The 25,217-nt window shown below is 61.4% G+C and carries 23 protein-coding genes and 1 pseudogene; 9 read left to right on the top strand and 15 right to left on the bottom strand.

From position 1 onward, the window contains the following. Positions 1–5: 5 nt before the first annotated feature. From X757_RS164215 to X757_RS164225, 3 genes are all read left to right on the top strand, one after another. Positions 6–1,979 (top strand): TadE/TadG family type IV pilus assembly protein, encoded by a 1,974-nt coding sequence (locus X757_RS164215; RefSeq protein ID WP_023724810.1) that lies wholly within the window; start codon positions 6–8, stop codon positions 1,977–1,979. A 159-nt stretch (positions 1,980–2,138) separates the two neighbouring features. Continuing rightward, complete coding sequence (locus tag X757_RS164220; RefSeq protein ID WP_023724809.1) at positions 2,139–2,771, top strand: LysE family translocator; 633 nt, start codon at positions 2,139–2,141, stop codon at positions 2,769–2,771. 146 nt (positions 2,772–2,917) lie between these two features. Further along, complete coding sequence (locus X757_RS164225; protein WP_023671529.1) at positions 2,918–3,448, top strand: CAP domain-containing protein; 531 nt, start codon at positions 2,918–2,920, stop codon at positions 3,446–3,448. A 29-nt stretch (positions 3,449–3,477) separates the two neighbouring features. On the opposite strand, the gene X757_RS0132990 is transcribed toward X757_RS164225, so the two are convergent. From X757_RS0132990 to X757_RS164240, 4 genes are all read right to left on the bottom strand, one after another. Continuing rightward, on the bottom strand, positions 3,478–6,096 hold the full coding sequence (locus X757_RS0132990) for an EAL domain-containing protein (protein WP_245275010.1): 2,619 nt from the start codon (positions 6,094–6,096) through the stop codon (positions 3,478–3,480). A gap of 333 nt (positions 6,097–6,429) precedes the next feature. Then, positions 6,430–7,965: a DHA2 family efflux MFS transporter permease subunit gene (locus X757_RS164230; protein WP_023694754.1), complete on the bottom strand. Its 1,536-nt coding sequence runs from the start codon at positions 7,963–7,965 to the stop codon at positions 6,430–6,432. A 347-nt stretch (positions 7,966–8,312) separates the two neighbouring features. Then, complete coding sequence (locus X757_RS164235) at positions 8,313–9,530, bottom strand: HlyD family secretion protein (RefSeq protein WP_023724808.1); 1,218 nt, start codon at positions 9,528–9,530, stop codon at positions 8,313–8,315. Beyond that, positions 9,527–9,997 (bottom strand): MarR family winged helix-turn-helix transcriptional regulator, encoded by a 471-nt coding sequence (locus tag X757_RS164240; protein ID WP_023705728.1) that lies wholly within the window; start codon positions 9,995–9,997, stop codon positions 9,527–9,529. The genes X757_RS164235 and X757_RS164240 overlap by 4 nt, the downstream gene beginning before the upstream one ends. Before the next feature lie 461 nt (positions 9,998–10,458). On the opposite strand from X757_RS164240, the gene X757_RS164245 reads away from it, so the two are divergent. After that, positions 10,459–11,292 (top strand): AraC family transcriptional regulator, encoded by an 834-nt coding sequence (locus X757_RS164245; protein ID WP_023724807.1) that lies wholly within the window; start codon positions 10,459–10,461, stop codon positions 11,290–11,292. 42 nt (positions 11,293–11,334) lie between these two features. Here X757_RS164245 and X757_RS164250 read toward each other — a convergent pair whose 3' ends face one another. Continuing rightward, on the bottom strand, positions 11,335–12,270 hold the full coding sequence (locus X757_RS164250) for a helix-turn-helix domain-containing GNAT family N-acetyltransferase (RefSeq protein WP_023724806.1): 936 nt from the start codon (positions 12,268–12,270) through the stop codon (positions 11,335–11,337). A gap of 80 nt (positions 12,271–12,350) precedes the next feature. Then, entirely contained in the window at positions 12,351–13,538 is a 1,188-nt protein-coding gene (locus X757_RS164255) for an MFS transporter (RefSeq protein WP_023724805.1), read from the bottom strand. Between the two features lie 170 nt (positions 13,539–13,708). Between X757_RS164255 and X757_RS164260 the strand changes: the two genes are divergently transcribed. After that, complete coding sequence (locus tag X757_RS164260; RefSeq protein WP_023682986.1) at positions 13,709–14,335, top strand: TetR family transcriptional regulator; 627 nt, start codon at positions 13,709–13,711, stop codon at positions 14,333–14,335. Here the strand turns inward: X757_RS164260 and X757_RS164265 are convergent. Continuing rightward, positions 14,332–15,201: a hypothetical protein gene (locus tag X757_RS164265; protein ID WP_023689545.1), complete on the bottom strand. Its 870-nt coding sequence runs from the start codon at positions 15,199–15,201 to the stop codon at positions 14,332–14,334. The genes X757_RS164260 and X757_RS164265 overlap by 4 nt on opposite strands. Before the next feature lie 82 nt (positions 15,202–15,283). Here X757_RS164265 and X757_RS164270 point away from each other — a divergent pair, with 82 nt between their 5' ends. The 4 genes and pseudogenes from X757_RS164270 (at position 15,284) to X757_RS1000000169615 (ending at position 19,030) form a co-directional block, all read left to right on the top strand. Then, positions 15,284–16,081, top strand: coding sequence for a class I SAM-dependent methyltransferase (locus X757_RS164270; protein ID WP_023724804.1), 798 nt, complete (start codon positions 15,284–15,286; stop codon positions 16,079–16,081). A 184-nt stretch (positions 16,082–16,265) separates the two neighbouring features. Next, positions 16,266–16,517 (top strand): co-chaperone GroES, encoded by a 252-nt coding sequence (locus tag X757_RS164275; RefSeq protein WP_023724803.1) that lies wholly within the window; start codon positions 16,266–16,268, stop codon positions 16,515–16,517. 63 nt (positions 16,518–16,580) lie between these two features. Continuing rightward, positions 16,581–18,367: pseudogene (locus X757_RS1000000165570) on the top strand (chaperonin GroEL). Between the two features lie 441 nt (positions 18,368–18,808). Then, positions 18,809–19,030, top strand: coding sequence for an F-box protein (locus X757_RS1000000169615; protein ID WP_081726270.1), 222 nt, complete (start codon positions 18,809–18,811; stop codon positions 19,028–19,030). 177 nt (positions 19,031–19,207) lie between these two features. Here X757_RS1000000169615 and X757_RS1000000169340 read toward each other — a convergent pair whose 3' ends face one another. The 8 genes from X757_RS1000000169340 to X757_RS1000000166030 all read right to left on the bottom strand — a co-directional run bounded on the left by X757_RS1000000169340 (position 19,208) and on the right by X757_RS1000000166030 (position 25,217). Then, positions 19,208–19,549, bottom strand: a complete 342-nt coding sequence (locus X757_RS1000000169340; RefSeq protein WP_023724802.1) for a hypothetical protein — start codon at positions 19,547–19,549, stop codon at positions 19,208–19,210. A gap of 13 nt (positions 19,550–19,562) precedes the next feature. After that, a complete protein-coding gene (locus tag X757_RS1000000167650) occupies positions 19,563–19,724 on the bottom strand; it encodes a hypothetical protein (RefSeq protein ID WP_373432818.1) in 162 nt (53 codons plus the stop codon). 177 nt (positions 19,725–19,901) lie between these two features. Further along, a complete protein-coding gene (locus tag X757_RS164285; RefSeq protein ID WP_023673698.1) occupies positions 19,902–20,588 on the bottom strand; it encodes a response regulator transcription factor in 687 nt (228 codons plus the stop codon). Between the two features lie 723 nt (positions 20,589–21,311). Then, entirely contained in the window at positions 21,312–22,352 is a 1,041-nt protein-coding gene (gene virB11 / locus X757_RS164290) for a P-type DNA transfer ATPase VirB11 (RefSeq protein WP_023673699.1), read from the bottom strand. Continuing rightward, entirely contained in the window at positions 22,336–23,475 is a 1,140-nt protein-coding gene (gene virB10, locus X757_RS164295) for a type IV secretion system protein VirB10 (RefSeq protein ID WP_023724799.1), read from the bottom strand. The genes virB11 and virB10 overlap by 17 nt, the downstream gene beginning before the upstream one ends. After that, on the bottom strand, positions 23,468–24,352 hold the full coding sequence (locus tag X757_RS164300; RefSeq protein ID WP_023673701.1) for a TrbG/VirB9 family P-type conjugative transfer protein: 885 nt from the start codon (positions 24,350–24,352) through the stop codon (positions 23,468–23,470). The genes virB10 and X757_RS164300 overlap by 8 nt, the downstream gene beginning before the upstream one ends. Continuing rightward, positions 24,349–25,062 carry a type IV secretion system protein VirB8 gene (locus tag X757_RS164305; RefSeq protein WP_023685154.1) on the bottom strand — a complete coding sequence of 238 codons (714 nt, stop codon included), beginning with the start codon at positions 25,060–25,062 and terminating at the stop codon, positions 24,349–24,351. Before X757_RS164305 ends, X757_RS164300 begins: the two co-directional genes overlap by 4 nt. Beyond that, positions 25,059–25,217 carry a type IV secretion system lipoprotein VirB7 gene (locus X757_RS1000000166030; RefSeq protein ID WP_081726271.1) on the bottom strand — a complete coding sequence of 53 codons (159 nt, stop codon included), beginning with the start codon at positions 25,215–25,217 and terminating at the stop codon, positions 25,059–25,061. The genes X757_RS164305 and X757_RS1000000166030 overlap by 4 nt, the downstream gene beginning before the upstream one ends.

Genomic DNA, 25,217 nt, shown 5'->3' with positions numbered 1-25,217 from the left:
ATCACATGCGTGAACTCTGGCGCACATTCCGGCGTGACTTCTGGCGTGACCGCCGCGGCAATTACGCTCTGATGACCGTTGTGGCGATGGTGCCACTGATGGGCGGCGTGGCAATGGCTGTCGACTACACCGGCGTGGTCAGCGAGAAGCAGAGGGTGGTCAACGCACTCGACGCCGCCAACTTCGCCACCGCGCGCCGGCTGGTGGAAGGCGCCACCGACGACCAGTTGCGGGCCTATGCGCTCGACTTCTTCAAGGCAAACCTCAACGACGTCGATCCCGCCGACACGACGCTCAGCGTTACGCTGCCCAGCAGCACGACCGGCGGCGGCATCGTCAAGCTGTGCGCCAGCCTGGTCTACAAGCCCTATTTCCTGCCGGCAGCGGCGATGCTGATCGGCAGGACGTCGGAAAACGTCACCTACTCCGTGTGTTCGCAAGTCCGGCTGAAGAACACGCTGGAAGTGGCCATGGTGCTCGACAATTCGGGGTCGATGTCGAACACGGGCACGGGTGCCGGACAAAAGCGCATCGACCTTCTCAAGCAAGCCGCCAAGCAGCTCGTCGACACGCTTGCCTTGCAGGCCGCGATGATCAAGCAGATCGACAAGCCGGTCCAGTTCAGCCTTGTGCCGTTCGCCGCCTCGGTCAATGTCGGCGCCAGCAACGACAACGCGTCGTGGATCGACGCCTACGGGCTGTCGCCCATCCACAATGAGAATTTCGCCTGGTCCACGCTTAACGCAGCCGACAAATATGCCCAGAAGATCGGCGGCATCTGGTACAAGAAAGGCACTGGCTGGGGTGAGCAGGAGGGGCAGATGCTGACCCGCTTCTCGCTCTACCGCGACATGAAGGTGGTCACCAGCCACGAGCGCATCGTCGGCAGCAAACGCGTGGTCTGCGACAAATATCGTGCCAATCATACATGCTCGGACAGCCACAACGAATACGACTACAACGACACATACGGACCGTTCGCCAGCTGGCAGGGCTGCGTCGAGGTCCGTCCCTACCCCTATAATGTCACCGACGCGCCGGCCTCCGGCGGACCGAACAACACCGGCACCGGCGTCGGCGATCCCGCCACCATGTTCGTGCCGATGTTCGCGCCAGACGAGCCGGGCAATCATTGGTACATAACGCAGGACCCCGACGAGGTGGCCCCCAAGACCTATGGCGCGGCCAACAGCTGGTGGAACGACGATCCGGCGAGCACCTCCGGCAAGACCAGGCAGTCCAACATGGCCAAGTATTTCCAGCCGCGGCCGATCAATGCTCCGGTGCTGTCGGCCGGTGCCGGTCCTAACTACAGCTGCACGACGACACCGATCACGCCGCTGACCGACGTCTCCAACACCGCCGGGCTGACCAAGATCAAGGCTGCGATCGACCTGATGGCGCCGAACGGCTTCACCAATGTGCCGGAGGGCATGGCCTGGGGCTGGCGCACCGTCTCCAGCACGGAGCCTTTCACAGGAGGACGTCCTGAGACGGAGCGCGGCAACGACAAGGTGGTCATCGTGCTCACCGACGGCGAGAACACCTACGCGGTGCCCAGCAGCGATCCCGCCGGCAACAAGTCGACCTATGCCGCCTATGGCTATACCGGCGTCGGCTACAACGGCACTGCGGTCACCCGCCTGTTCGGCGGCACGTCGAGCGCCATCGGCCAGCTCAACTATTCGTCGAGCAACTACACCGCCGCCCTCAACGAGCAGATGGCGACGCTGTGCAACAACGCCAAGGCGGCCAACATCATGGTGATGACGGTGGCGCTCGATATGTCGACGACCGACGCCGGCGACAAGAGCGCGATGGAGGCACTGAAGGTGTGCTCGTCGGACTCGCGCTTCCGCAAGGATCCGGCCGACCCGAGCAAGCCTGCAAAACTGTTCTGGAACGCGACCGGCGCCACGCTGTCCGACAATTTCAAGGAAATCGCCAACGAGCTCTCGAACCTGCGCGTGGTGAGCTGAGGGTTGAAGCTGCTGATCTTCCCCCACCTTGCGGGGGAAATTGGCGGCTTCGCCGCTTTCGCCAATTTTCGACGCTGGCGCAAAGGCTCCGGCCATCATGCTCTTGCGGTGAGGTCAAAACGCGTGGTGGGTATCGTCACCGCTTCCCGGAGATTGCCAGTGCCCGAAACCGCCAACCATCTCGCCTTCGCGCTGGTCTGCCTGGGCATGGTGCTGACGCCCGGGCCGAACATGATCTACCTGATCTCGCGCTCGCTGTCGCAAGGCCCGAAGGCCGGGCTGATCTCGCTCGGCGGCGTGGCGGCCGGCTTTCTGTTCTATGTCGTATCGGCAGCGCTGGGCATCACCGCGCTGCTGCTTGCCGTGCCGTTTGCCTATGACGTACTGCGCATTGCCGGCGCGCTCTATCTGCTATGGCTCGCCTGGCAAGCGGTGCGGCCCGGCGGGCGCTCACCATTCCAGGTGCGCGAACTGCCGAAGGACAGGCCGCGCAAGCTGTTCGCGATGGGCCTGATGACCAATCTCCTCAATCCCAAGGTGGCGGTGCTTTATCTGTCGCTGCTGCCGCAGTTCATCTCGCTGGGCAACGGCCATGTGCTGTCGCAGCTTCTGGTGCTCGGCGCCACGCAGATCTCGATCAGCCTGACCGCCAATGCCATCATCGCGGTAACGGCCGGTTCGATCGCCACCTTCCTTGCCGGACGGCCGCTATGGATGGTCATCCAGCGCTGGATGATGGGCACGGTGCTCGCCGCGCTGGCGCTTAAAATGGCGACCGACGCGCAACGCTGATCGGACGCAGCGCGCCGAGACTACATCGGCCGCCGACCTTCCCATTCGAATCGGCCGGCCGAACCTGCACGGAGGCCAGCGATTGAGATTTTCGCAGCCCTGCCCGGCAAAAGCCATGATCGCGGCTAAGTCAGGCAGGCATGACAATGATCTGCACCACCAATCATCCGCTCGCGCAAACCCGCTCTGGCGCAGCAAGTCCAAAACCAAACAGGCGCCTGCTGCTGATCGGCCTTGCAGCCATGGCCGGCCTCGCTGCTTGCAGTACGGTCTCGGTGCCGACCGGCGAAGGCGCCGGTGTGTCGTCCTCGGCCACCGCGACGCTGGCCGGCATCCGAGCTTCGGCCGGACTGCCGGCGCTGGTGCCGGACGCCCAGCTCGAGCAGGCCGCTCGGCAGCAGGCCGGCTATATGGCCTCACGCGAACGCATGAGCCACACGACGGGCTGGGGAAAGGATTTCGCGTCGCGGATGAAGGACAATGGGGTGCGGGGCGCCGCCGCCGAGAACATCGCCGAGGGCCGCTTCGACCAGCAGAAACTGTTCGACATCTGGATGCATTCGGCTGGCCACCGCCGCAACATGCTCGATCCGGATTTCAGCCGCTTCGGCCTCGCCTATGTACGCGACGGACGCGACAGCGCCATCCGCTACTGGAGCCTGGTGCTCGGAAAATAGCAGCCAGCGGTTACGGCGCGAGCCAGCCGTCAGCCTTTCGCGATCAGCTCGCCGATATCCCCAGCCGACAGGGGTTTGCTGAAATAATTGCCCTGCACCTCGTCACAATTGTTCTTGCGCAGGAAGCCGACCTGGTCTTCCGTTTCGACACCTTCGGCCAGCACCCGAAGGTTCAACTTCTGCCCCAGGGAAATCACGGCGCCAGTGACCGCTTGATCGTTCTCGTCGGTCGCGAGATCGTTGATGAAGGACTTGTCGATCTTCAGCCGCGCCACCGGAAACGTCTTGAGAGCGCTGAGACTGGAATAGCCTGTTCCGAAATCGTCGATCGATATCTGCACGCCGAGCTTTTGCAGTCCGTTCATCGTTGCGACCGCCAGCTCGAAATCCTGCATGATCAGGCTTTCCGTCACTTCGAGCTCGAGATACCTCGCCTCCAGGCCGCTTTCCTTCAATGCGTTGACGACGCGGTCGATCAGGTTCTTCTCCCGGAACTGCCGCGCCGACACGTTGACGCAGACGGTTACGGGCGACAGACCGGCGCGCTGCCAGGCTTTGTTCTGCCGGCAGGCTTCGTGCAGGATCCAGTCGCCGAGCGGCACGATCAGCCCGGTCTCCTCGGCGGTCGGGATGAACATCGCCGGCGAAACCAGGCCTCGCGTCGGGTGGTTCCAGCGCACCAGCGCTTCGACGGCGAAAACCTGCCCCGATCGCAGATCCACCTGTGGCTGATAATGCAGAGCGAATTCCGACCGGGCGAGCGCGTTTCGCAATTCCTCCTGAAGCAGGAATTTTTCATGTGCCGTTGAGTTGAACTCCGGGGCATAGAACTGGAAATTGTCGCGGCCGAATTCCTTGGCGCGATACATGGCGGCGTCGGCATTGGCCAACAGCGTATCCGGGCTGGTCCCGTCCTTCGGGTAATTTGCGATGCCGATGCTGGCCGTCGTTCTCAGCCGATGCTCTCCGACAAGAACCGGTTCCGCGATCGCATCCCTGATCGTCTGCAGGGTTTCCGAGACCACATCGACATTGGTGGTTTGGTCGAACAGGACGATGACAAATTCGTCGCCGCCAAGCCGCACGACGGTGTCGGTGGCCTTCACGCATCCAACCAAACGGCTGGCGACGGTCTTGAGGAGTTCGTCGCCGGCATTGTGGCCAAACGTATCGTTCACCAGTTTGAAATTGTCGAGATCGATGAACACCACCGTCATCCAGCGATTGTATCGCTGCGCGTAGAGGACCGCCTGGGAAAGCCGATCCTCCAGCAAAGCGCGATTGGGCAGGCCGGTCAGCGCATCATGGTTGGCCATGAAGTGGATCTGGTCTTCCGCCAGTTTGCGCTCGATCGCGATGCCGGCAATGTGTGTGGTGAACTCGATCAGGCGGGTCTCGGCATGGGTGGGTTCGCGCACGGTCATCGAATACATGGCAAAGGCGCCCAACACGACGCCCCGATGCGACAGGATCGGGGTTGACCAGCACGAACGATAGCCATGGGGCGCCGCCAGTTCGCGGTAATCGTCCCAAAGCGGATCCTGCTGAATATCGGTAACAATGACCGGTTCCCGCCGGTAGATGGCGGTTCCGCAGGATCCCACCTTGGGACCGATGGCGGCCCCATCGATGGCGCTCGTATAGGCTTTCGCCAGGCCCGGCGCCGCACCGTGACGCAAATGAATGCCGTCCTTGTCGAGCAGCAGGACGGAACCGAATATCCCCTTCAACTGAGACTCGACGAAGCGCATGAGGCGGTCGAGCACGTCCTCCAGCGGCGCGCTCGTGGCAATCATTTCGAGGATCTGCGCCTGCCCGCTGCGAAGGACATCCGCCTGCTTGCGGGCGGTGATGTCGTGGGCGATGCCAACCAGGCCGAAGATTTCATTTTGACGATTGCGCAGCGGCACCTTCGTCGACGAAAGCCATTTGCCGGCGCCCGACGCATCCACGACAAACTCTTCCGCGTCGATCATTGGTTGTCCGCTCTTGAGCAGGCGCTGCTCGACCAGGCGAAATTTCCGCGCAAATTCCGGGGGGTGGAGATCAAAATCGGTCAATCCGATCATGTCGCTGGTCTTGTTGCGGCCGCTATCGGTCGCAAGGGCGCTGTTGACCACGACGAAACGGCTTTGCGTATCCTTGACCCAGAGATAATCGGGCACCCAGTCGATCAGCGCTTGCAGCGAAATGCGCTCGTCGACGATCTGCCGATTGGCGAGGAGTTCAGTGATGTCCTCATGCGTGGCGATCCAACTGCCATCGGGCATGGGCTGGTTACGGATCTGGATTGTGCGACCATCGACAAGTTTGGCGGTCCAGAGCCGCGAAGCCTTGCCCGAATTGATCGAGCGAGCCGTTGCGAGATAGGTGTCGGCGGCCGTCGCCGCCGTGCCGGCGGCGACGCGGCGTTCGACTATTTCGCTCAGTGTCACGCCAGGCCGCAATTCCTCGGGCGCAATGCGGTAGATTTCCGCATAGCGCCGGTTGCTCAGGATCAGCCGTTCATCGGCATCGAAAAAGCAGATGCCTTGCGAAATATTCTCGATCGCAGTCTCGAAGCGCAGGGTCTGCCCTTCGAGACCCGCAATGGTCGTGCGAAGTTCTCCCTCGAGCGTATCGTAGGAAACGTCAGCCAGTCTTGCCAATGCGGCTACGCCCACCGGCCCGCGCGCCCCGACGGATCTTCTGGATGACTTCGTGACCAAACAGACCTCCTCCGGTTTGGCACCTGAAACAAGAAAGGGCCTCTGTCGTGCCAGACGAAAGTCGACTGACAATGTTACAGATGTGCTAATTCAAGATGAACTGTAACGGAATTGGAGGCGTCAGCAACCAGATACCAAAGGTGCAAATGTCATTTCAAATCAACTTCCAACGGCTCATTATCGATATTCTTTTGCACACGCGGGTTTTGACGATCATCCGAGCAACAATCATCAGGGGCAACCAGCTTGCTGCCAGCGCTACCGGCGCCCGCCTCAATCCATATGCGCGGCAGGAGCGGCCGCGCCGGCCGGAGCGGTCTTCGGCTTGCGCAGCAGGAAGACAAACGGAATGGCAACCAGCGTCATCACCATCAGCAGTTTGAAGTCGTTGACGTAGGAGATCATCATCGCCTGGATGTTGACCATGCGGTCCACCTGCGAAAGTGCCGTCGGATCGCCGCCTGCTGCCGCCGGCGAGGCCGCCCACAAATTGGGGTTGAACGGGTTGATGAAAGCCGACAGTTCGGTGTGATTGACCTGCGTGTTGCGCACCATGAGAACCGTCACCACCGACACGCCGATCGACGAACCGAGATTTCGAACCAGGCTGAACAGGGCCGTGGCGTCGGTGCGGAAGCGCACGTCGAGCGTGGCGAAGGCCACCGTCGACAGCGGCACGAACACCATGCCCATGCCGAGGCCCTGGATGACGCCGGAGCTAAGGATCAGCCAATTGTCCATCTGCGGCGTGAAGGAGGACATGGTGTAGAGCGACTGCGCGGTGAGCAGAAAGCCGATGACGACGAGGATCCGGGCGTCGATCCTGCTCATGAGCCGCCCAACGACAAGCATCGAAATCATCGTGCCGACACCGCGCGGCCCCAGGACGACGCCGATGGTCACGGTCGGATAGCCGAAGATGGTCGACAGCATCGGCGGCAGCAGCGACATCGAGGCCAGGATCAGCACGCCCATGACGAAGATGAAGGCCAGACCGGTGACGAAATTGCGGTCGAGGAAGATCTTGGGGTCGATGAAAGGACGTTCCGCCGTCAGTGTGTGGATGATGAACACCCAGAAGCCGGTGATCGAAAGAGCAAGCTCGATCCAGATTTCGACCGAGGAAAACCAGTCGACCTCGCCGCCGCGGTCGAGCAGCAGCTGCAGTGCGCCGACGCCGAGCGAAATCATGGCGAAACCGAAGAAATCGAAGCTGCGTATCCGCCGGGCAATGACCGGCAAATAGGCTGCCATGCCGAGGAAGGCGATGATGCCGACCGGCAAATTGATGAAGAACACCCAGCGCCAGTTGAAATTCTCGGTCAGCCAACCGCCCAGCGTCGGACCCAGGATCGGCCCCAGCATGATGCCGGCGCCCCAGATGGCCATCGCCTGGCCGTGGCGTTCCCTGGGGTTGATGTCGAGCAGGAAGGTCTGCGACAGCGGCACGATGGCTGCGCCGAACACGCCCTGCATCAGCCGGAAGAACACAATGCTCTCCAGGCTCCAGGCAATGCCGCACAGCATCGAGAACACGGTGAAGCCGACAACCGCCGCCAGGAACAGTTCCTTGCGGCCGAAGCGGTCGGCCAGCCAGCCGGTCACCGGCGTCATGATCGCGGCGGCAACGATGTAGGAGGTCAACACCCAGTTGATGTTGTCAGGCGACGCGCCGAGGTCGCCGGTCATGGTCGGCAGCGCGACATTGGCAATCGTGGTGTCGAGCGCCTGCATCACCGTCGCCAGCATCAGCGCCACGGTGATCAGGCCGCGATGCGGCACTTCCTTGAAAGGTTCTGGTGTGGTCATGATGCGGAACTTCCGACAGGTAACAAAAACGTGTACATTAGGTTTCCGGGCGGCGAGGCCTTCTCTGGTGAAGAGACCCTCATCGCGGTGGGACGCGATCTATCGATGTGGGGGTTACATCGATCGAAGGTCTCGACACATCAGGCGCTTGCCGCCCGGAAATCCAAGGTCCGAAGGATGGGCGCCGAGATGGTCCAGGTTCTGGGCAGGCCGCGATGCGGCCCGGTCCAATCCACCCCTCGTTCAACCTGCCGTCGGGCCGATCCTGTCATCTCAACTTCACCTCGCCTGCGGCGGGCGTTCTGCCGGGCCGTGATCCTGCTTTTCGAGATCACGGTCCTCACAGTCTATTGTGCTTCCCCTGCGGTGGCGTGGCCGAAGATAGCGGGGAACCCGCGGGCAACGCCGGTATCCACCGTAACCGAGGCGCTCATGCCGGTGCGCAGCGCCATTTTGGCGTCGGCATCGGTCAGCTCCAGGCGCACCGGAATGCGCTGCGTGACCTTGACCCAGTTGCCGGTGGCGTTTTGAGCCGGCAGCAGCGAAAACTCCGCGCCGGTGCCGGCGCCGATCGCCTTGACGGCGGCCTCGAAAGTTCTGCCCGGATAGGTGTCGACGACGATCTCGGCCTTCTGGCCAGGCTTCATGTGGGTAAGCTGGGTTTCCTTGAAATTGGCATCGATCCAGGTGTCGCCGGTCTCGACCAACGCAAACAGCGGCGTGCCGGAACCGACATACTGGCCGACCTTGAACGAGGAGGCCTGGCTGATGACGCCGTCGGCCGGCGCCTTGACCGTGGTCTGCGCCAGATCGTAGGCGGCCTTGTCGCGCGCGGCGAGTGCGGCCATCACCGTCGGATGCTTGTCGGTCTCGATATCGGGATTGCCGGCGAGAGCCGCCTTGGCGCTGATGATGCCTTGCTCGGCAACGGCCAGTTGCTGCCTGGCTTTGTCGAGATCGTTCTTGGCCTCGTCCAGCGACGATTTGGCGTTGATGCCCTTCTGGGCAAGGTCGGCGGCGCGGTCATACTGCGACTGCGCGTAGTCGACCTGGCTGGCATCGGACTTTTCCTGCGCCAGCGCCTGGCTGTAGGCGGCGCGCAGCTGTTCGATACCGACGCGTGCGACTGCGACCGCCGCGTCGGCCTGCGCCAATGCAATCCGGTAGGGCTCGGGGTCGACGGCAAACAGCACATCGCCCTGCTTGACCTGCTGATTGTCCGAGATGCCGACCTGAACGATGCGGCCGGCCGTGTCCGAGGCGATCGACACCTTGGCCTGCTGCAAATTGGCGTTCTCGGTTTCCTGATAGCGGCCGCCGGTCACCCAGACATAACCGCCACCAATGGCCAGCGCGGCCGGCAGGGCGACCATCAGCAGCAAGCGGCCGATGCGGCGCTTCTTGACCGGAGCCGGAGCGGGTTGAACCGGGGGAGCCACCGCGACAGGTGCTGCGGCCGGCTGTGCAGGCGCTTCGGCAGCCGGCTGTGCAGGCGCTTCGGCAGCCGGCTGTGCCGGCGTCTCGATCTTGGTAACATTCTCGTCTAGCTTGGCTGCCGCGTTCATGCTGCTGCCCCTTCCGTACTCTTCAAGGACGACGTCTCGCCGTCCGCCAGGTTTTGCACGATGGTGTCCAGCGCCCGGATCAGGACGCGGCGGTCGTCCGGCGAAACGCCGACCAGCGATTCCTCATAAACTTCGCCGGCAAGGCTTTTGACCTCGGCATAGGCCGCGTTCGCCTTGGCTGTCGGGAAGATCATGCGCACGCGCCGGTCAGTTGCATCGGAGCGCCGTTCGATCCAGCCGCCCTCCTCCATCCGGTCGACGAGGCGTGAAACGCTGATCGGCTCGATTTCGAGAAGTTCGGCGAGGCGAGCCTGGGCGACGCCGGCCTCCTTGGCGACGCGAACCAGAAGCCGCCATTGTGCCGAGGAAAGGCCAAGACCGCTGGCGCGCGCCTCGAAGCGCTTGCGCATAAGGCGCTGCACGTCGTGGATCAAAAAGCCCAATCTATCTATGCCGTCGGAAACCATGAGCGGTATATATTATAAGCGTGCTTACCATTCAAGGCGCCGCATTGCACCAGAGCCGAAAAAGAGGGATGGCAGCATGCAGATGCGGTCATGGCACAGGCAATGACGGTTGCGGATGACTTCCCGACCGAGACGTGAATTGCCGTCGAGAACGCCGTGAGAAGAAAGGTCGTCTTGCGCGTCCTCGCCACCGGCACACCTAGGCTTTCGGCGGCATTTCGCCGGCGGCGAAGGCATCGAGCCGGCGGTGGTTCCACAGCGCATAGGCAAGGGTGGTGCCCGCACCTAGCGCGCCCAGATATTGTCCCAGCGAGCCAAGCCGAGGCCGCCCAGCAACGGCTTTCCACGATGGTGACCTGCCACAGTCGACCAGCGCCCTTCGATTTTACGACAGGCGCAATTTCGATCAAACTGGCCTCGCAAAAAGCCGACAAAATGTGCCGCCAAATGCGAGGAGACCTATGAACCCGACCGAGAAAGCGCTGTGGTTTGTCGAGAGCCATCTGCCGGAAGCGATCTCGCTTGAAGATGTCGCGCAAAGCAGCGGCGTCTCGCGCTTTCATGTGACGCGCGCCTTTGGCGCCGCCACCGGCCGTTCGGTGATGGGCTATATGCGCGCGCGCCGGCTGACCGAAGCGGCGCGCAAGCTGGCTTCCGGCGCGCCCGACATCCTCGCGGTCGCGCTCGATGCCGGCTACGCCTCGCACGAAGCCTTCACCCGCGCCTTCCGCGATCAGTTCGGCACGACGCCGGAACTGGTGCGCGCGCAGGGCAGTCTCAGCAATCTCGACCTGGTGGAGCCGATCCTGATGGACCAGTCCTTCCTCGCCTCACTGCCGCCGCCGCGCTTCGAGACCGGCCATCCCTTCCTCATTGCCGGCCTCGGCGAGCGCTACAGCTGCGAAGCCAGCGCGGCTATTCCGATGCAGTGGCAGCGCTTCGGTCCCTATATCGGCAACATTCCGGGCGAGACCGGCGACGTCGCCTATGGCGTCTGCGTCAACGGCGACGATGCCGGCAATTTCGACTATATCGCCGGCGTCGAAGTTTCGGATTTCTCGGACCTGCCGAAGGAGCTTTCGCGGGTGCGGGTGCCGGCGCAGAAATACGCCGTGTTCACCCATGCCGAGCACATCTCCACGATCCGCCGCACCGTCAACACGATCTGGAACAAATGGCTGCCGGCCTCGGGGCACGATATAGCCGACGGCCCCGAATTCGAACGCTACGGCCCGGAGTTCGATCCGCGCAGTGGCAATGGCGGGCTGGAGATATGGATTCCGGTTAGAGTGTGAGAGCGTTTGCGCGCGATCTTGCCTTCTTCCGGTGAAAAGGCGCTACAGCTCCAGCTTCCAGTTCTGGCCGACCAGATCCTTGCCGAAGGCGTGATGGCGCTCTTCGTCCACCAGCCTGAAGCCCGCACTCTCATAGATGTGCCGGGCGGCGGTCAAAATGTCGTTGGTCCACAGGGTCAGCGTCTTGTAGCCCCTGGCGCGGGCGAAGCCGATGCACTCCTCGACCAGCCGTTTGCCGATGCCGAGGCCGCGCGCCGAAGGCTCGACATAGAGCAGGCGCAATTTTGCCACCTCGTCGGACTTGCGCACGACGAAGACCGAGCCGACTACCTCCTCTTGCCGCTCGGCAATCCAGCTGCGTTCCCATTCTGGATCGAAGGATTTTACGAAGGCGCCGAGGATTTCGGCGACCAGCGCCTCGTAGGTTTCGTCCCAGCCATATTCCTGTGCGTAGATCTGTCCTTGGCGGCGCACCACCCAGCCGATGTCGCCGACCTGCAAGGGGCGCAGCATATACGGCACTTTGGTCTCCGGGCTGTCGCCCAGGAGTTGCTGGACCGTCTGCATGGCCTTGACCAGCCGGTCCTGTTCGGCAGCAGGAAGCCGCTCCAGCAAGGCCGCGACCTGGTCGTGCGAAGCCCGGTTCAGCGGCGCGAAGGCCTGCCGCCCCACCGGCGTCAGCGTGATCGACGACTGCCGCGCATCCGACGCCAGCGGCGCGCGCGCAATCAGCTGCAGGTGCTCGAACTTCTTCAGGAGCCGGCTGACATAACCGGCGTCGAGGCCGAGATCGCGGATGAGATCGCTGGCGGTCAGGCCATCGCGATGCGCCAGTTCGTAGAGCACCCGCGCCTCGGTCAGCGAGAAGGCGCTTTTCAGCAGGCCTTCGTCGAGCAGACCTATCTGGCGGGTGTAGAAGCGGTTGAAAGCCCGCACCGCGTCGATGCGTTCCTTGCCGGGTTGATGATGGATCGTCATGGGAAGCCTCCTGCCCCATCAACGATCGGTCATTTATTTGACTTAGTCAAGCATCGAGGAGATGCTCCCCCGGTCGTGTCTCAGGCGATGGCGCGGCGGCGCCGTGCGATCAGGACGAACAGGCCGAGCAGCACAACGCTGGCCGCAGCACTGGCGGCGGCAAATTCCGGCACCGGCCGAAAATCCTTGCCGTCGATCAGCAGCGATGCCGCGACCGGGCCGATCGCCAGACCGAAAAGCTGGGCCGCCGGCACCAGAAGCACGGCCGTGCGCGTCTCGTCGGCGGTGATCGCCAGCCGGATCTGATAGGGCACGATGAACAGAAGGATGAGGCCCATGATCAAGGCCGCGACCCAGAAAACCGTCAGGCCGGGGCTGCCGGCGAGCATCACGGAACTGGCGACGGCGACCACGCCGATCGCCACGATGGCGAAGCGGTAATCGATGCGCGCCTCGAAGACGGTAGCCGTCATTGCGCCCAGCACCTGCAATGCGAGGTTGGCCGAGACGATCAGGCCGACGGTGCGGCCATCGATGCCGTATTGTGCGCCAAGTGGCTCGAGAAACGCCCAGACCGAGCCGAAGAACATGAAGTAGCAGAAGACGCTCAGCAAAGCGGCAAGCGAAGGAACGGTCAGCACATTGCTGAACTGTTCCTCCTTGGGCAGGTCGGCATAGCTATCGGGGACGATGAAGGCGACGGCCACCGAGGCGATGCAGACGACGGCAAGAACGATGAAGCCGCCCGCCGATCCGGCGGCCGGGATGACGTAAAGCGCCAGCAGCAGGGCAAGGGCGCATTGCGCCAGGGTCTGAAGGGTGACGAAGAAGCCGCCGATGCGCTCGGCCCGGCGTGAACGGGCGATCAGTTCCGTGGCGACCGCCACCAGCCCACCCTCGGCGAGGCCTGCCACCGCGCGGGCGGCAATCAGCGAGGTCGAGGTCAGCGCATAGGCGGTCGCGCAGTTAGCCAGCGCCAGCAAGAGCAGAAGGACGGCACTTTTCAAGCGCATATTGTGGGCGGACAGCATCATGGCGATGGCCGCCGATCCGATGCCGATGGCGATCATCTCCGCCGTGGCGACCAGCGCGAGTTCGTCACCGCTGACATGCCCTTCGGTGTAGAGCGCGCCGAGAAGCACCGGCTGCAGCCCGAGAATGAGCAGCCCGACCGAGCCGATCCACAATGCCGAGGCGAGTTGCGCCCCAGTGGGGTTGCCGACCAGCCAGTCGCCGTTCCCGGCATCCGCGTTACCAGCAGAAGTCACGGTCGCCTCCCAACGTCCTTGCCTGACGGCAGAAAAACTGACAGTCTGTCAGCATTTAGAAACTGATACTCGATCATATTCGTTTGTCAATCAGTAGCGGGACTTGGCACCAACAAGGCTGGGGATGGTCTTGGCGATCGAATGGTCTGGGCGATCGAGAGGATGGCGGCATGAACGAAGCAGTGCAGATGACGACCGAACCGAGGCGCAGGCCCAAACAGGAGCGCAGCCGCGAGCGCATCGACGCCATCCTGTCGACGACCATGCGGCTGATCGGCGAGAAAGGCATCGACGCCGTCACCATGAAGGAAGTCGGCGCACAGGCCGGCGGGCCGATCGCCACCGTCTATCATTACTTCCCCAACAAGTCGGCGATCCTGGCGATGCTCTACGAGCGATTCTCCGAAGTGAGCCGCGCCCGGCTTGCCGCGATCGTTGCCGACGTCGGCGGGCTGAGCGACGTTATCGCTGCGGCCGACCGGCTGCTCGACGACTACTATGAGCGCGTCGCCGGCGACCCCGCCATTCAGGACCTGCAAAACGCCATCCAGGCTGACAAGGCGCTGAAGAATCTCGACATCGCCGAAACCCGGCGCCAGGCGACGATGTTCTGCGACCATGTCGGCCCCTTTCTCGCGCCAGAGCGACGCAATGAGTTCGGCCGTATGGTTTTCCTGATCTTCCAACTGGCCGGCGGCGTCGTGCGCATGGCGCTGACCCAGAACCAGGAGGAAAGCCGCCACACCATCGAGGACTACCGGTCGATCATCCATACGCAGTTGGGACTGTTCCTCTAGCGCCCTATTCGGCCCCGTCCGGTCTGGTGGATGAGGTTTTCGAAGCCGTCGGCCAGGTTGGCGGTGCCGGCGGCAACGATCTTCGACAGGTTCCTGGCGCGACCTGGGGTCTTGTTGGCATCGAGCAGCACGGCCCTGCCCTCATGCACGACAAAGTCGAACTTGCCATAGTCGAAGCCCAGCTTCCGACGCAAGGCGCGCAATTCGTCGGGAACCGCAACCGGCTCCCGGCGGATGGTGTCGTCGCCCTTGACCAGGCGCTGCGGCGAGACATAGCGGGTGCAGCGCTCCCGATCGCCGCAGAATATCCAGAACCGCGCCGCAAACCCGTCGGGCTCGATTTCGGGAATGAATTTTTCCACGATTAGGTCGGCACGCCTGAAAATCTCCGGCGCCACATCGGCCAGCGAGGCATGCACCTGATAACGGTCGAAGGTCTGCGCGCCCGGGAAAGGCACTGCCTTGCCGGCGCGAACGGATTTTCGGTTGAGCTGCTCCTCGGGCGTCCCCCAATGATTGAGGTTGCTCTTGACGATGACCTGGCCGCTCCAGTTGGCACCCTCCTCGAGGATAGCACCGCTGATGCGGCGCTTGGAAATGTCGGTTGCACCAAGATTGAGACAAATCGGAAATCCGCGCGCGTAGTCGACATAGTCCGATGGCGTCACTGTCGCGTCGACATGCAGGACGGCAATATCGGCGTTATGACTTGCCGAGGGTCCACGCATGATCTGCACGGAGTGACCGCGCCGTTTCAGCTCCGCCAGGACGTCGAACAGCATGTAGGGGCTGTCCTGGCGCAGCAGGAGGCCCCGCCGGCTCTGGAAGCGGTCAAATTCATGCGTTATGACGGCAATGCGGGCCATGGCCTTTCCTGCATGAGGTAACTCGCAAGGCAACCAACAGCCTGGAAGGAAATATGTCCAGCCTTTCCCCAAACCGTTCCGCATGACTGAGCATTGGGACGCAATTCGCCGTCATTGGCGGCTTCTCGGGTCGCCGCTGTGTCCGCCCCCGGAAGCTGTCGCCGCCTATGAGCGCGAACTTAGCCTGCAATCAGTCGATGTGGTGCTGCTCGGGGTCACGCCGGAGCTTGCCGGCCTCGGAAGGACCATGCTCGCGATCGACGAGTCCACTGCCATGATATCGGGCATCTGGCCGGGCGATACCGCCTCACGCAAGGCGGTGATCGGCAACTGGCTGGAGTTGCCGCTGGGCGACGAAAGCGCCGGGGCGGTGATCGGCGACGGCTGCCTGTCGGCGCTGGACTCCTCGGTTGCACGGCAGGCGCTGCTTGCCGAGATCGCGCGTGTGCTGAAGTCCGGTGGGCGGGCTGCATTGCGCGCCTATGCAAGCCCTCAGGTGCCGGAGGATCTGCAGGAGGTCCGGGCGCTGACGCTGTCCGGTGGTGTCGCGACCTTCCACGAACTCAAATGGCGCATTGCCATGGCTTGTGCCGGCGGCGATCCCGACCGCGCCATTCCGGTGCGGGCGATCCTCGACGCCTTCGATGCGCTGTTTGCCGACCGGGAGGCCCTTGCCGCGACGACCGGATGGGAGATGCCGGTCATCGGCACCATCGATGTCTACGCGAATTCGCAGACTGTCTACAGTTTCGCCCCGGCGGCGACGCTGGTCGAAGAGGCGAGCCGGTTTTTTGACAGTGTCCGCCTCGCGCCGACAGGGACCTATGGGCTGGCTGAACGCTGTCCGCTTCTGGTGCTTAAATCGCCGCGGCGCCGGTAGGGTCTGCCGTCGGATCGCGGCACGGCTCCAATTGGCACAATTGTGCTCACCGTTCGCCTTGACTCTCGAAAGCCACGCGCTTATTTCAGCGCACGTTAGCACTCTCCCCAGGTGAGTGCTAACGCACATCCGGCACCGCCGGATCGAGGAACAGCTCTCACCGTTCTCATTCGAGGAAGAAAAAATGGCAAAGTCGAAGTTCCGCCCGCTTCATGACCGCGTGGTCGTACGCCGGGTCGAATCCGAATCCAAGACCGCCGGCGGGATCATCATCCCGGATACGGCAAAGGAAAAGCCGCAGGAAGGCGAGATCATCGCCGTCGGCTCCGGCGCTCGCGACGAAGCCGGCAAGCTGGTCCCGNGCACCGAAGTCAAGCTCAATGGCGAAGACCTTCTGATCATGAAGGAATCCGACATTATGGGCATCATCGGCTGATCATCGGCCTCACCGTCAACTAATTTCGGGCTTGATCGCAAGCCCCCTGCCAGGAGCTAAAAAATGGCTGCTAAAGACGTAAAATTCTCCCGCGACGCCCGCGAGCGCATGCTGCGCGGCGTCAACATCCTCGCCGACGCAGTGAAGGTCACGCTCGGCCCCAAGGGCCGCAACGTCGTCATCGACAAGTCGTTCGGCGCACCGCGCATCACCAAGGACGGCGTCACCGTCGCCAAGGAAATCGANCAACGTCGTCATCGACAAGTCGTTCGGCGCACCGCGCATCACCAAGGACGGCGTCACCGTCGCCAAGGAAATCGAGCTTGAAGACAAGTTCGAAAACATGGGCGCGCAGATGGTCCGCGAAGTTGCTTCGAAGACCAACGACATCGCCGGCGACGGCACCACGACCGCGACCGTCCTGGCGCAGTCGATCGTCCAGGAAGGCCACAAGGCCGTTGCCGCCGGCATGAACCCGATGGACCTGAAGCGCGGCATCGACCTGGCCGTGACCGAAGTCGTCGCGGCTCTCGGCAAGGCTGCCAAGAAGATCAAGACCTCCGAGGAAGTTGCCCAGGTCGGCACGATCTCGGCCAATGGCGACGAGTCGGTCGGCGCCATGATCGCCGAAGCGATGCAGAAGGTCGGCAATGAAGGCGTCATCACGGTTGAAGAAGCCAAGACCGCCGAGACCGAGCTGGAAGTCGTCGAAGGCATGCAGTTCGACCGCGGCTATCTCTCGCCCTACTTCGTCACCAACGCCGACAAGATGGTTGCCGAGCTCGAGGACGTCTACATCCTACTGCACGAGAAGAAGCTGTCCAACCTCCAGGCCATGCTGCCGGTTCTCGAAGCCGTCGTGCAGACCTCCAAGCCGNGGCCTGAAGATCGCCGCCGTCAAGGCGCCGGGCTTCGGTGATCGCCGCAAGGCCATGCTGGAAGACATCGCCATCCTGACCGGTGGCCAGGTCATCTCGGAAGACCTCGGCATCAAGCTCGAGAACGTCGGCCTCAACATGCTCGGCCGCGCCAAGAAGGTGTCGATCTCCAAGGAGAACACCACCATCGTCGACGGCGCCGGCAAGAAGGCCGAGATCCAGGGCCGCGTTGCCCAGATCAAGCAGCAGATCGAAGAGACCACGTCGGACTACGACAAGGAGAAGCTGCAGGAACGTCTGGCGAAGCTCGCGGGCGGCGTCGCGGNCGAGATCCAGGGCCGCGTTGCCCAGATCAAGCAGCAGATCGAAGAGACCACGTCGGACTACGACAAGGAGAAGCTGCAGGAACGTCTGGCGAAGCTCGCCGGCGGCGTTGCGGTGATCCGTGTCGGCGGCGCGACGGAAGTCGAAGTCAAGGAAAAGAAGGACCGCGTCGATGACGCCCTCAACGCGACCCGCGCGGCCGTGGAAGAAGGCATCGTTGCAGGCGGCGGCGTCGCACTGCTGCGCGCTTCGGCCAACATCAAGGTCACCGGCGTCAATGCCGACCAGGCTGCCGGCATCAACATCGTTCGTCGTGCACTGCAGGCTCCGGCCCGTCAGATCGCTTCGAACGCAGGTGCGGAAGCTTCGATCGTTGCCGGCAAGATCCTCGACAACAAGGGCGCGACCTACGGCTACAACGCCCAGACCGGCGAGTATGGCGACATGATCGCCATGGGTATCGTCGATCCGGTCAAGGTCGTTCGCACTGCCCTCCAGGACGCGGCCTCGGTCGCCGGCCTGCTCGTCACCACCGAAGCCATGATCGCGGAGGCTCCCAAGAAGGAGTCGGCTGGCGGCGGCATGCCTGGCGGCATGGGCGGCGGCGGTATGGGCGGCATGGGCGGGATGGGCGGTATGGATTTTTAATCCAGCCCCTATCAACTTACAGCGGACAGGGCGGCAGCAATGCCGCCCTTTCCTTGTGTGCCGAACATGATCGAAACCTTGGAGTGCGTCCCGAGGATCTCGTTCGAGCCTCACCGCATGGTCGAGAATTAGGATCTTGTCTGATCGAGCAATTCGCGGGCTCAACCTGGTCAAACCGGCGCCCCCTACGAACTGCCCGATCCTTGAGCATTCCGCTGCGCCACAATCACGATGATTCATTCAGTTGGTAGCTATTGGCGGTGAATCATGAGGGGCATTGAGGAGCGTGGCAAGGCGCCCATCTCGGCATTTAACTCCATCGAGCGTGATATCAGGGACAATTCTCTCATCGGAACCGGCGGCTGGCGTTGAAGGACCCGGTGAATCACCCTGATCTATAGTGGAGCAGACGCGCTCTGAGCCTCAAGAGCGTTTCCTCCTCTGAGTATCCTTGATCTGCCGCTGGACATTCTCGTTGATATTGCTGAGCGGCTCAGCCCGATGGATCTGCTGAGGATTTCGCACACAAATCAAGAGCTGCGTGTCGCCGCGATGATAGTCGCAACGCCTCAAGAAAGGCGGATTCAGGTTCAGGCCATCTGTGGCAGCCCTTGCAACCGGGCTCCAGCAGCGTCTCGTCGTCATGGCCGAGGGGCCTCGTGACCCCGACGACTGCGCTACGGCCTTGTGGGGCCTCGGAGCGGGCGTTGCAGCGCTTGCACCCGAGCTCCAGCGGCGTCTCATCCTCCTCGCCGAAGGGCTTGAGCCCAGGTCTCAGACCATTGCCCTGGAGGGCCTCGGAGCAGGCGTGGGTGGCGGACATAGCAGCCTGTCCCATACCTATGAATACGTTTGGCTGAAGCAGACCGATGGCTGCGCGTCGAAGCCGAAGCCGTCGAGTTCGCGGACAAACGGGAACTGCGCGATCTTGCTCGACATGAGCGTGTCGAGCTGGTCGCGGATCGCCGTCAACTTCAGCCGATCCAGGATTGCGATCAGCAGGTCATGATCTAGGGTCGCCATCACCAGCTCCCTCCGGCCGCCGCTTCGTACTCGGCGAGTGGCCGCAGCAAGGTGGCCGGGGGTGATCTTGATCCGCTCGGCGCGCACCGGCCCTTCGAAGCCGGCAACGCCGACAAAAGGCTCTGTCGCAAACCTGGAAATGGGGTTGTGAACGGCCATTTCGGCCTGTCCGTCAGGCAGCGAGGAGATCGAAACAGCGATCGACAGCCTTGTAGGCATACCTCGCCTGTCGCTTGCCCATCATGTGGATCATCTCGATGCCGGAGAGGATAACCACGTCGTTCGCATGCGACTTGAAGCCGATAGCCTGGTCGAAATGGCGGCCCTTGAACATCACGTGCTCCTCCACAGCTGAGGCGTTTTTCTTGCCATGCTCGCTTACAAAAAGGTTTGCGACAGAGCCGTTCGAACCGCATGCCGACACCATCGTCAAGGGCGGCCGCGATGTCCATTATGGCCACAAGCTCACCCTGACGACGGGCAGGCAGTCTGTTCTTTCAATTTAGACCAACTATGCGGATGCCGCCTCAGTCAATTCAAGAATGTAACCAATGCCGCGCATGGTCGTGATACGTGGCGTTGCACCTGACCTTCTCAGGTGTCCACGTAAGCGATAGATTCCGACTTCAAGCGCGTTGGCAGATACCTCGTCGTTGAACGAATAGAGGTGATCTTCCAACTGCGCACGAGGCACGATGCGGCCTGCACGGATAAGCAGATGCTCTAAAATACATAGTTCGCGGCGTGCGATCTTCAGAGGATGACCCGAGACGGAAACCTGTCGGCCGATCGGATCGAAATTGAGATTGCCAAATACAACGATGGGGTCGGTCACCTGTGTCGACCGGCGCAGAATGGCTCTCATTCTGGCGATGAGCTCATCGAAAGAGACGGGCTTGAGCAGAAAGTCGTCCGCGCCACCGTTGAAAATTGCAATCCGCTTCTCGAGATCGTTGATGCTACTCATAATGAGGGTTGGAACTGAATGCCCGTTGCTCCTTAGCTGTCTCAGCCAGCCCAAGCCATCGCCATCTGGCAGAGCCAACTCCAGCAGGAGAATTTCATAGGTTGCGCAACAAAATGCCCTCGATGCCTGTTCCAGGTTGCCAACTACATCAACGGCAAAACCGCTATCCCCGAGCGCAACTCGCACAGCGCGCGTAAGATCCACATGATGATCAATGAGCAGCGTTCGCATTTCACGTCCTATCAAGGTCGGACAGGTCACCGTCCGCTGTAAGACCGGGGCGACAGCGGAAGTCGCGCAACTCTTCGTAGTGTTCGTAACGCTCTTTCCGATGGGTGATCGCGGGAGCATGCAAGCCGCACGCCTGCAATAGTCGGGGATGGAACACGTGAAGACCTGTTGACGGGCTGAAACCGTCGGTCGGCCAGCCCACAATGCCACCGACTCTGCCTGCGATTTCTCTGCGCATCGATCCTCCTATGGGTTGCGTCGCAAACTCCAGCTGAGGTCGCAAGGGCAGGTTGCGGCTTTGTTCATTGAGAGGACCCCCTGGAGGCAATACCAGGAGATTCCCTATATGGCACTTCCCGATTTACCACCGGTCATTCCGAACCACGTTCGGCGGCTTTGAAGACATTCATTGAGCGCGGCTAGCTAAATCAAGGGTACGACCTGCCGGGTGTCGATGCCGCTTTTGAAGCAGGCATCGGCACCAGATCGGTGAGCGTCGCCCGCGCAATTCAGCGGACGCGCTCGATACACCCAGTCGAATCGTGCCGCGACTTGCCGCGCCGACAGGGCGCCCGAAGACTTCAGACTTGTGACCGAAGGTCTACGCCCAGTCCTCCTCCCATTATCCACCTCCTTCAAATCAAAGTGGACGTTCAATCTGAACAAATTACGCCATCGTATCACAAACGACTTACCGATCCCCGACGTGCTCTAGCTCTAGCCTTAGTGCTTGTTAAGAAGGTCGGCTACTGTCTCTCCGCGTCGCCGGGCATCGGCGGCGAGCCACACCTCCCCCACCTCATACACGTCGCCGTGGGTACTGAACGGCACAATGACGTCAATGGCAGCCGACAGCAGGTCAAGAAGCGTGTGGTCTTCCACAGCAGCTCCTTGCGGGCTGCTCTTGACGAGTGAAAAGAGCTTTTTAAAGCCTTGGACCGGATCCGCCCCATGAATCGTTGATATTGATCCCGCATGGCCGGAGACGACTTCGCTAAGGTAGGCCCAAGCAGCATCATCGCGCATCTCGCCAAGCAATATTCGATCAGGGCGCATGCGCAAGCTGGCTTGCAACAGTTGCTCGGCTGTCACCGCACCTACGCTTGCTCGGTCCTTCGGATAGAGTAATCGGACATGGTTCTCGTGCGGGATTGCAAGTTCGAGCGTGTCCTCGATACTTATCAGCCTCTCTTGCGGGGGTATAGCGTTGATCAAAGTCTTGCTCATTGTCGTTTTGCCGCTTCCAGTAGGTCCGCAAAGCAGCATCGTGAGCCGCCCGCAAACGCATGCTCGCAAAAATTGCTCCAAGTCACCATGGTCGTAGTGCTGAAGAATCGTTTCGTCCTGCCGCTCTTGGCGCTCCTTTCGTGACCGCCATTGATTCCAACGCGAGTATTCGTAGCGAGAAGAAACTTCCTTGAGTTCGGTCACACGACTTGAGGGACGCCGTATCGTCAGGCTTATTGTTCCTGAGGGAACAGCGGGCGGCAAACAGATCTGCAGCCGCTCTCCGTTCGGCAGCTCAGTCGCACAGAGGGGGCTTTGCGGTCCGACATCTTGCTTGCGCAGCGCTCCAGCGAGGATCGCGATGTCCTCCAGATCGTCATAAGATAGCGGCAGCGGATGTTTCGTGAAAACGCCGGCCTGTCGGACAAAGGCTTCCCCAGGCCGGTTGATAGCGACCTCTTCGGTCCTTGGCTCCTCAAGCCATTTCAAAACAGGGTTGAGAAGCAAACGCAATTGGGGGTCAGCCTCCGGTCGCATTGTTGTCTCTCCGGCGTTGGCGATGTTGGGGGGCTGGCGCCACGGCGATCGGTCTAAGATCGTATACATCTGAGAAATCGAGGTCCCGAGCCACAAAGATGGATACAGCATCTCCCTGGTTTTTCTTCAGAGTTGGCGGAACGTTGATCGTTGCTCTAAGGGTCGTGTCAACGGCTTGTCCGGCGTTGCTCTGGAAGCTGTTGATGCCGCTTCCTCCACCTGAGCTGCCAGCGTATTGACCGGCGGCCTGAAACGCGCCTTGAATGACGCTCATGAGCATTGCTCCGCCAAAGCGCTGCCAGAAGTGATTATCCACCGTGCCAGGCATTCCGGAGCGGCCGAGCTCGTCAGCGCCCGGCGACGCTAGCGAAACGAGGGCATGGTCAGGCGTTTCGATGCGCGTCCACAGCACGAAGACACGCGCATCCCCCTGTTGGAGACCACGCTGGATCTCGCCAATCACGGTCGTCCCGCGATCCAAAAGCACCACGTTGTTGGTGGCGCCGCGGACGTCTTTAGGTAAGACGCACTTCACATAACCCGGTAAATTTGTGTCGACTGCCGTTTGCAAAATGCAGGGAATTATCGTTCCTTGGGTAATCACGAGATCAGGGTGCGGCAAAAGTGTGGCCCGGCTTGGCTCCTGTATATCTGGTTTCAATCGCCCCGTCAGATCGCCAGCGTCTGAAATCTCATGCGAGGTCGCGGGAGCATCCCTATGGTTGTCTTCGCTCCGCTGACCGTCGTTGGGCATTTGACCGCTGCCACTGTAGGCGAAAATTGGTGTTTCCTCCGGCGGCGGATCAGCTGGCGTCGGAGGCGGCGTGGATGGCGCAGGATCTCCTGCCTGCGCCGCCTGTACGGGTGCTGGAGCTTCGGGAGCAATCTCAATCGGCACGGGGCGGAATGGCTCGGCGTCGGCGACAATTGGAGGTTTTGGCTGAGTTGGCTCGTCTTGTGTGCTGGGACGACCGCCGAGCCAGATGAGCGATAGAGATGAGATGAGAACGAGAGCAGCGACGGCCAACTTCTGCAATCCCGAAACATGCCGGCGGGCCGGCTCCGAGACCATCGATCCTGAGGCATGGACATCTTGTCCCGACTGTGGGCCGGTTTCATTCATCGGCCGGGCCTTTCAAAACGCGCCACACGTCGGGTGTCACTGTACCGGTCCCTGGCGCTCGTCCCACAGGGTCATAAGCCCTGTTGAAAATGGACAAGACCGTATTGCCATCTCTCAGACGCCATTCCCGGGCGACTGCGGATACTTCAACATAGTCTCCTTTGACCGTGTAATTGGCAGCGGCTTCCTTGCCGTCGGGATTGATAATGTAGAGGGAGGGTATGCGGGAATTGCTTGCGAAGCCAAATACGGTGGTAAAGCCATTATCGAAAACTTCCAGCGGCGCCAGCGATCGATCGCCCTTTGCGACGTAGTGAAAATTGCTTTCGTCCGGACTGGTAGTTGCGGCGGGCCGATTCAACAAATCCTGAACTCTCTCGTCGCGCAGCACTTTCGCCCGGGCCTGACCAAGAATCGAGCGCCTTTCTGCGTCCTTTCTCTGAGCAGCAGCCTCATCAGCAGGATAGGTGAACTGCACGCTGTAGTATAGGTCAGGTTGCTGCTCATCGAGTTTTGGCATCGCTCTCGTTGAAATACTGAAGACGTATCTCCGTGTACCGGACTCACTCTCGGCCAGCACGACGACCGGCTGCGGCGGGAGCATCCGGCTAGCCTTAAAAAAGAGATAGTTGGCGCGCGGGAGGGCAGCCAGGTCTTTGCTATTGGAAACGGCCACGGCTGCGACTGTCTCGTTGGCCGCGAATGTGACAACCAGCGTTGCCCCCACTGCGGTAGACAGGCGCACCACTTCGTCAGGACGGTAAGCCAGGTAGCGCATGCGCGCATCGTGCTTGCCGGCAAGTGGTGTGTCTTCCGCGGACGCTTCCATCGTTAAGAAGAGTGAACAGACCAGCGCGAGAAACGCTCTTTTTGTCATGGCTGCACATAGCCCAGGTTCGATACGCTATCTTCCGAGCTTTGATAGGAAGTGACGAGTAGACCTCCCGGATTGGTGAGCCTCGATTGCCCAGGCAGACCCGTCAAGCGCTCGTAGCGGATGGTAGCTGTCCAGGTGGTCACTATCGGCATCTGCCCATCGACAACAAGCGAACGTTTGTAACGGATCTGTTGAACGTCCGGACTGATGTCGTTTGAAGAAATATGCCCGACCTCGAGCTTGCCGCGTTTGCCGACCGTGACTTGCGGCGAGGTGGGATTGGGATAGTTGAAGAAATCTTGATATTGCTGTCGCACAGCCGGCGCGCTGAAACTGGATACGAGGTCATAGGCGTATTGGGCTGTATCTGCTGTGTACCCCTCGCGCAGGCGTACATATTCCCACAGCGAAGCATTTATGACGGCTCGGTCTTGGGTTGCCGGCAGTCGAGAGACTGACACTTCGCTGTCGACGGTCCCATCCGGCCGGACCCAGAGGAACACAGGTACGAGCTTGGCCAACGGGACCATGGCAGCAATGGTAAATGCCTGGGCAACATTTCCTAGGACCGCCGCTGCGGCAAAGGCTATCAGGGCCTTTGACAGGCGCCGCGCAGACTTCGCTCGTGAAGTTTGAAACGCTTCCACCTTCTTATAGTGGGCGGCTAGCGTTTCTCTCTCCACCAGAAGGGCATGTTCAGGAACTTTCACTTTGGCTCTTCCGCGCATTCGACCCGAAGATCCTCAGGGGTGGTTTCCCATTGTCCCACGTTCAGTTGGAATGGGGCACCCGCGCATGTCGCAAGCCCATGGCTCGTCTTGCAGGCGGCCAAAGCGAGGATTGACAGAAGTAGGCAATATTTCAT

The organism is Mesorhizobium sp. LSHC412B00, from assembly GCF_000503035.1.
In the GTDB taxonomy this organism is placed as follows: domain Bacteria; phylum Pseudomonadota; class Alphaproteobacteria; order Rhizobiales; family Rhizobiaceae; genus Mesorhizobium.
This window is presented reverse-complemented; position numbering and strand designations above follow the sequence as displayed.

Bases quoted from the DNA above. Each gene is read 5' to 3' on its own strand.
- X757_RS164215 (WP_023724810.1), top strand. From the start codon at position 6: ATGCGTGAACTCTGGCGCACATTCCGGCGTGACTTCTGGCGTGACCGC.
- X757_RS164225 (WP_023671529.1), top strand. From the start codon at position 2,918: ATGATCTGCACCACCAATCATCCGCTCGCGCAAACCCGCTCTGGCGCA.
- X757_RS164230 (WP_023694754.1), bottom strand. From the start codon at position 7,965: ATGACCACACCAGAACCTTTCAAGGAAGTGCCGCATCGCGGCCTGATC.
- X757_RS164235 (WP_023724808.1), bottom strand. From the start codon at position 9,530: ATGAACGCGGCAGCCAAGCTAGACGAGAATGTTACCAAGATCGAGACG.
- X757_RS164240 (WP_023705728.1), bottom strand. From the start codon at position 9,997: ATGGTTTCCGACGGCATAGATAGATTGGGCTTTTTGATCCACGACGTG.
- X757_RS164245 (WP_023724807.1), top strand. From the start codon at position 10,459: ATGAACCCGACCGAGAAAGCGCTGTGGTTTGTCGAGAGCCATCTGCCG.
- X757_RS164250 (WP_023724806.1), bottom strand. From the start codon at position 12,270: ATGACGATCCATCATCAACCCGGCAAGGAACGCATCGACGCGGTGCGG.
- X757_RS164260 (WP_023682986.1), top strand. From the start codon at position 13,709: ATGAACGAAGCAGTGCAGATGACGACCGAACCGAGGCGCAGGCCCAAA.
- X757_RS164265 (WP_023689545.1), bottom strand. From the start codon at position 15,201: ATGGCCCGCATTGCCGTCATAACGCATGAATTTGACCGCTTCCAGAGC.
- X757_RS164270 (WP_023724804.1), top strand. From the start codon at position 15,284: ATGACTGAGCATTGGGACGCAATTCGCCGTCATTGGCGGCTTCTCGGG.
- X757_RS1000000169340 (WP_023724802.1), bottom strand. From the start codon at position 19,549: ATGGCCGTTCACAACCCCATTTCCAGGTTTGCGACAGAGCCTTTTGTC.
- X757_RS1000000167650 (WP_373432818.1), bottom strand. From the start codon at position 19,724: ATGTTCAAGGGCCGCCATTTCGACCAGGCTATCGGCTTCAAGTCGCAT.
- X757_RS164285 (WP_023673698.1), bottom strand. From the start codon at position 20,588: ATGCGAACGCTGCTCATTGATCATCATGTGGATCTTACGCGCGCTGTG.
- virB11 (WP_023673699.1), bottom strand. From the start codon at position 22,352: ATGCGACCGGAGGCTGACCCCCAATTGCGTTTGCTTCTCAACCCTGTT.
- virB10 (WP_023724799.1), bottom strand. From the start codon at position 23,475: ATGAATGAAACCGGCCCACAGTCGGGACAAGATGTCCATGCCTCAGGA.
- X757_RS164300 (WP_023673701.1), bottom strand. From the start codon at position 24,352: ATGACAAAAAGAGCGTTTCTCGCGCTGGTCTGTTCACTCTTCTTAACG.
- X757_RS1000000166030 (WP_081726271.1), bottom strand. From the start codon at position 25,217: ATGAAATATTGCCTACTTCTGTCAATCCTCGCTTTGGCCGCCTGCAAG.